A 5,334-nucleotide genomic window follows, 5' to 3' on the forward strand; every position below is an offset into this window, starting at 1 on the left:
CGAGCAGGCACGGCGCGCCCCCCACCGACCAGCGCTCGGGGCACCACCGACCACCACCACCGCGACCACCCGAGGACGTCAACACGCCCAGCAGACAACCGACGAGGACACGCCAAGGAGGGCGACCCGATGAGCATCAACGCTCGCTGTGGGTCCTGCGGCCGGGCGCTGCTGCTTGTCCAGCTGGTCCAGCCCAGCGACGGCTTCCGGTGTCCGCTTTGCGGGTCCGCCTTCGCGCCCGCCTACGCCACCGTCGCCCCCGGCGTGGCCGCCCGGGCCATGGCCGCGCAGGCGGCCCTGGTCACCGCGCTCGCCGAGCTCGGGTCGATGACCGGCGACCGGCTCCGGCTTGACCGGGCCACCGTGGTCGACCCGGTCGCCAACACCCTGCCCCAGGCCGAGGCCACGCAACCCGCTCTGGCCCGCCGGGGCCGTGCCCGCTGGTGGGTCCGCGGCGCTGCCGCACAGCCCACCCAACCACCCCGCACGGCTGCACCGGCATCGTGAACGAAGTGCCCCCCGCCCGGGCGCTTGGGCATGGAGGACCACGCTGTCGGATCACCTCGACTGGCCGCCCGCCGCTCCTGCGAGCCGCCGTGCCAGGTCCTCCATGTCCCCACGCATGGCCGCACCGGTACGGGCCGTGGCGCGGAGCTTCGGCGGTTGTCGGGGGTCAAGCTGGCCGCATCGCTGGTGTGCGGCTGCGCGGCGGCGGTCTTGGTGAGCGGTCGCGCCTGGATGGGAGGTGTCGCGGTGCAAGGTCGTGGGCCGGTCGTTCCGCCCGATCCGAGCCGTCCCGCTAGGGGCGAGCCTACCAGTGGGGTGGGAGACCGCCTCGGCCGCCCGCTGCGGGACCTGCGGGTCTCGGTCACCGACCGGTGCAACTTCCGCTGCCCGTACTGCATGCCCAAGGAGATCTTCGGCCGCGACCACGCCTTCCTGCCCCGCGCGGAGATCCTGTCGTTTGAGGAGATCACCCGGGTGGTGCGCGCCGCGGCCGCCCTGGGCGTGACCAAGGTGCGGCTCACCGGCGGCGAGCCACTGGTGCGCCGCGACCTGGAACGGCTGGTCGCCATGCTCGCCGCCGTCGAGGGGATCAGCGACCTGGCCCTGACCACCAACGGGACGCTGCTGGCCGGCAAGGCGCGGGCGCTGCGCGAGGCGGGCCTGTCGCGCGTGACGGTCAGCCTCGACTCGCTGGACGACGGTGTGTTCCGCGCGATGAACGACAGGGGCGTGCCCTTGGCGCGGGTGCTGGAGGGCATCGCCGCCGCCCAGAAGGCCGGGTTCTCGCCGGTCAAGCTCAACACGGTCGTCAAGCGGGGCGTCAACGACCACGGCCTGGCCGACCTCGCCCGCTTCGCCCGCGCCAACGGCCTGGTCGTGCGCTTCATCGAGTACATGGACGTGGGCACCACCAACGGCTGGCGCCTGGACGACGTCGTGCCCGCCGCCGAGGTCATCGGCCGCATCGACGCCGAGCTGCCCCTGGAGCCGGCCGGGCCGAACTATCGCGGCGAGGTCGCCCGCCGCTGGCGCTTCCGCGACGGGCAGGGGGAGATCGGCGTGATCGCCTCGGTCACCCAACCGTTTTGCCGCGACTGCACCCGCGCGCGCCTGTCGACCGACGGCAAGCTCTACACCTGCCTGTTCGCCGGCGCCGGGCACGACCTGCGGGTCCTGCTGCGCCAGGGCGCCAGCAACGACGACCTCCGCGCGGCGCTGACCCGCATCTGGCGGGGACGTGGCGACCGCTACTCCGAGCTGCGCGCCGCCCTGCCGGTCCGGCCGGCCTCGATCGAGATGTCCTACATCGGCGGCTGACCCTCTCGCCGGTCCAGGCATGCGCCCAGCAGTGCACATGAGCCGGCCAGCCCCTGACCGGCACGGCCGACCCGACCGCCGCGGGGCCAGCCCAGCGGCGTGCAGGCGAAGGCCGCAGCTTAGGGCGCTGGGACCTGATAGCCGGCGACGAACTCGGCGTCGCGCAGCACAGCGCCGACGTTGGCCGCCCCGCCCGGGGAGCCGAGCGGCTCCTCGCCCTCGGTGAAGAACGCGGCGTTGGCGGCGGTGAACTCCTTCCACTGCGCCGGCACGTCGTCGTCGTAGAAGATGGCCTCCACCGGACAGACGGGCTCGCAGGCGCCGCAGTCCACGCACTCGTCGGGGTGGATGTAGAGCATGCGGTCGCCCTCGTAGATGCAGTCGACGGGACACTCCTCGACGCAGGACCTGTCCTTGACGTCAATGCATGGCCCAATGATGACGTAGGTCACTGCCAGCCTCCATCCCGTGCAGACAGCCTCCGAGCGCCAGTCGACCTGCTGTCGCCGCCCAGGACCCCCTGCTACCACCACCACCCCACCCCGTCAAGGCGGGCCGCTCAGGCCAAGCCCGCGCGAGCGGGTCAACGGCCAGTTACGCGTGGCACCCCTGTGCCTGCGACAGCAGGCACACTGACCTCCACGACGTCCGATCCGGCGGCACAAGCGGCATGCGCCATCCGCGTCAGCCCCGGTCCGTCAACTCACCTCAGGGACGTTCCACCAGGAGGGCGCGCCGGGACCCCCCAAAGGCGCGTGCACGAATCATGATGGTTGGGATTAGCGGCTCGATGGTGAAGGGGTGATCGTAGTTCCACTCGCCGTGGACGGCATGGCGGGTGAGTGGCATGGCGGCGAGTTCGGCGTCGGTGACCTTGATGCCCGGTCGGTAGGAGCCCGGGTCGAGTTCGGCCCGAACCTTCAGGCCCGTTCGGGTAGTGGTCGTCCGGATGAGCTGTACCACGACCTCGTGGCTGACCAGCGGCCGGCCGCGCTGCGTCTCACCTGCTGAGCTGTCGTCTGGTATCGTTTAGCTGCATACCATGCAGGCGTGCGGCCGCTCCGGCAACCTGGGTGGGCGTCCCGGTTGCTTTGGCCACCAGCCGTCCCGATGAACGTTTCTGACGCTGCCGCCGAGTTCCACGAACGCACCAAACACACCTGGCAGCGCATCCGCGCCGGGCCGCACGGCCTCGACTGGGGCAACCACCCCTTCCCGTTCAAGATCTACCCCGACCTGGAGCCGCTGCCGTTGCCGCGCGAGCTGCCGGAGAGCAGCGTGCCCGCTGCCGAGGTGCTGTCCGGCCACGTCTCGGCAGCGGCGTCGGTGCTTGACCTCGCCGGCCTGGCACGCCTGCTGTGCTTCTCCGCCGGCGTGACCCGGATCCTGCACGGGGTCCTGTTCCGCGCGGCACCCTCGGCCGGCGCCCTGTACCCGACCGAGCTGTACGCCGTCTGCGGCCCCCTTCCCGACCTGCGCGCCGGGGTGTACCACTTCGAGCCGGCCGAGTTCGCCTTGCGTCGGCTCAGAGACGGGGACTTCCGATCCGGCCTGGCCGGGTCCGCCGCGGAGCCGGCCATCGCTGGCCTGCCGCTGTGCCTCGTGCTCACGGGCATCCCCTGGCGTACGACCTGGAAGTACCGTGAGCGCGGGTACCGCCACCTGTTCTGGGACGCGGGCGCGATCGTGGCCAACCTGCTGGCGTTGGCCGCCGCGGCCGGCCTGAGGACGCGCGTGCTGCTCGGCTTCGTCGACGAGGAGGTCTCGGGCTTGGTCGGCCTCGGCGAGCCAGAGGAGTACCCGCTTGCGTTGGTGACCGTTGAGGCGCCCGCGGTCGCGGAGGCAACCGGCAGCCCGCCGCTTGAGCCCATCAGCCCGAGGACGTGGCCGCTGTCACGCTCGCCGCGTGGCTCCCCCCTGGTCACCGCCGCCCAGCGCGCCGGCGAGCTCCCCAGCGCCGAGGCGGTCGCAGCCTGGCGCAACCAGGCCAGCAGGCTCGGGGCCCAGCCTGCGACCCGGACGCTTTCTGCGGGCGACGCCGGCCAGGCTCGCGCTGCCACGGACACGATCGAGGCGGTGATCCTGCGCAGGGGCTCGACGCGGCGCTTCGCGCGGCACCCGGTGCCCCGCGGCGCGCTCCGCTGGGCGATGGCGGCTGCCACCCGACCCGTCCCCGGCGATTTCGTCCCACCGCACGCGACGCTGCTCGAGCACCTCCTGGCCGTGCACGCGGTGGAGGGGCTGATGCCAGGGGCCTATCGGTGGAGCGAGGGCGATTTCCAGCTGCTCCGAGCCGGGGCAGAGCGCAACCGCACACGCTCGCTCTGCCTCGGGCAGGACCTCTGCGGCGACTCGGCCGCGACCGCCTTTCACTGCGCACAGCTCGAGCCAACCCTGGAGGCCCTGGGCTCACGCGGCTACCGGGCCGCCCAGCTGGAGGGCGGCGTCGCCGCGGAGCGGCTGCAGCTGGTGGCGTTCGCGCTGGGCTTTGGCGCTACCGGGCTCACCTTCTTGGACGACGTCTCGGCGTTCTTCGGCACCCGTGCCGCACCAATGCTCGCCGTCGCGGTCGGCGTCGCTGCCTATGGGGCACGGCCGGGCAAGCGCCCGGCCCAGCTGCTGCGCATTAGCGTGGCGGAGCGCTGACAGCGCGGGATACGTCCCGCCACCCCTCTCCGCAGATGCTGGTAGCCGGCTCCGGCGTGTTCCGGCTTCCGGGGTCGGCTGGGCTCTGCGAGGACGACGTCCACCATCCACCGGTTGAAGCGTTCAGACTCCTCCAAGCAGGGCGGGTGGCCGGAGCATTGGAACGACGCCAGCTCCTTGCGGGGCCTGGAGCACGCGCCGTAGCGCTCCACCAGCTCCGCACCGGACATCCTGTCGTGGCCGGTGACCAGGTCCACCGGCACGTCCAGCCGCGCCGCCTGGGTGGGCAGGTCCAGGTCCTCCAGCAGCTGGAGGAAGAGCCGGTCAGGAAAGATATGTCCAGTCGGGTTGCTTCTTTGCGTACGCCAGGTCGTAGGCGAACCGTCCCGCCGACGCATCCCAATCGACGATCTTGTGGAAGGGCAGCTCGCGGGGCAGGGGACACGACCTGCCGAAGTGGCTGGCGAACTCGTCGCCGAACACCTGGACCAGGCTCTGCATGAGCAGGCTCTCCCCAGTTGGCAGGGCGCACTTCTGCCCGCCGGTGGAGCTCCTTGCCGCACAAGGATGAGCTCCAGGTCCCGGTCGGATCCGCCGCCCGCCTCGATCGCGCTTAGTGTTTCGGTGACCTCGCCGGTCCCGAACTTGCATGCCGGGCATTGCCCGCATGACTCCACGAACAGGAACCGCGAGTACCGGTACGCCGCCTGCACCATGCAGGCCGAGTCGTCGAACACGGCAAACCCACCTGCTCCCAGGCCCGATCCGGCCTGCCGCATCGCGTCGAAGTCCAGCGGCACGTCCAGCTGCTCAGGCAGGATGACCGCGTTGGAGGCGCCGGGGAAGACCGCCTTCACCACCCGG

At 71.9% G+C, this 5,334-nt stretch carries 5 protein-coding genes and 1 pseudogene; 3 read left to right on the forward strand and 3 right to left on the reverse strand.

Annotated elements, in window-relative coordinates; translation table 11 throughout:
• Window positions 1-129 precede the first annotated feature (129 nt).
• A complete protein-coding gene (locus VG276_00530) occupies window positions 130-507 on the forward strand; it encodes a hypothetical protein (GenBank protein HEV8647906.1) in 378 nt (125 codons plus the stop codon).
• A gap of 231 nt (window positions 508-738) precedes the next feature.
• Complete coding sequence (gene moaA, locus VG276_00535) at window positions 739-1,824, forward strand: GTP 3',8-cyclase MoaA (GenBank protein ID HEV8647907.1); 1,086 nt, start codon at window positions 739-741, stop codon at window positions 1,822-1,824.
• A 119-nt stretch (window positions 1,825-1,943) separates the two neighbouring features.
• Here moaA and fdxA read toward each other — a convergent pair whose 3' ends face one another.
• Both fdxA and VG276_00545 read right to left on the reverse strand, forming a co-directional pair.
• Window positions 1,944-2,276, reverse strand: coding sequence for a ferredoxin (gene fdxA, locus VG276_00540; GenBank protein HEV8647908.1), 333 nt, complete (start codon window positions 2,274-2,276; stop codon window positions 1,944-1,946).
• 256 nt (window positions 2,277-2,532) lie between these two features.
• A pseudogene (locus tag VG276_00545) lies at window positions 2,533-2,817 on the reverse strand (hypothetical protein).
• Window positions 2,818-2,934: 117 nt separating this feature from the next.
• On the opposite strand from VG276_00545, the gene VG276_00550 reads away from it, so the two are divergent.
• Window positions 2,935-4,470, forward strand: a complete 1,536-nt coding sequence (locus tag VG276_00550; protein ID HEV8647909.1) for a SagB family peptide dehydrogenase — start codon at window positions 2,935-2,937, stop codon at window positions 4,468-4,470.
• Window positions 4,471-4,794: 324 nt separating this feature from the next.
• On the opposite strand, the gene VG276_00555 is transcribed toward VG276_00550, so the two are convergent.
• On the reverse strand, window positions 4,795-4,971 hold the full coding sequence (locus VG276_00555) for a hypothetical protein (GenBank protein HEV8647910.1): 177 nt from the start codon (window positions 4,969-4,971) through the stop codon (window positions 4,795-4,797).
• Window positions 4,972-5,334 lie beyond the last annotated feature (363 nt).

The organism is Actinomycetes bacterium, assembly GCA_036000965.1.
GTDB lineage: Bacteria > Actinomycetota > CALGFH01 > CALGFH01 > CALGFH01 > DASYUT01.

Coding starts and splice junctions, on each gene's coding strand:
- VG276_00530 (HEV8647906.1), top strand. CDS start 130: ATGAGCATCAACGCTCGCTGTGGGTCCTGCGGCCGGGCGCTGCTGCTT.
- moaA (HEV8647907.1), top strand. CDS start 739: ATGGGAGGTGTCGCGGTGCAAGGTCGTGGGCCGGTCGTTCCGCCCGAT.
- VG276_00550 (HEV8647909.1), top strand. CDS start 2,935: ATGAACGTTTCTGACGCTGCCGCCGAGTTCCACGAACGCACCAAACAC.
- VG276_00555 (HEV8647910.1), bottom strand. CDS start 4,971: ATGCAGAGCCTGGTCCAGGTGTTCGGCGACGAGTTCGCCAGCCACTTC.